The following is a 295-nucleotide window of genomic DNA, read 5'->3' as shown; positions in this document are numbered from 1 at the left end:
GTCAAATCTAAGTTGTCTGGGTTGTTATCCGGTGTGATTGTCGTTGTCCCTTCATTCAAGTGAACTGTGTACGTTGGTACTTGTCCATCTTGTGTGAACTTGATTTGATCGTTGCTTGGTAGATCACTGCTTCCGATCGTGTAACCTTCGCCTTTCAACTTGTTTTCTTCACTTGTTGGATCGTAGGTTGTTGTGCCACCAAATGTTCCGTCAACTGTTTCGCTTGCGACAACTTTACCTGTCGCATCGTCTACGTAGTTGACCACCGCGTGTTCCTTGTTTGCTGTGTAAGTGA

The 295-nt window shown here is 45.1% G+C and carries 1 protein-coding gene; it reads right to left on the bottom strand.

Features of this window, described 5'->3' with window-relative positions:
- Window positions 1–295, bottom strand: a 295-nt coding sequence (locus FC64_RS03595; RefSeq protein ID WP_420805059.1) for a mucin-binding protein, incomplete at both ends; no start/stop codon positions are given.

This window comes from Ligilactobacillus araffinosus DSM 20653, assembly GCF_001435375.1.
Lineage (GTDB): Bacteria > Bacillota > Bacilli > Lactobacillales > Lactobacillaceae > Ligilactobacillus > Ligilactobacillus araffinosus.
The sequence above is the reverse complement of the archived record's forward strand: the minus strand, read 5'-3'. Positions and strand labels throughout refer to the sequence as shown.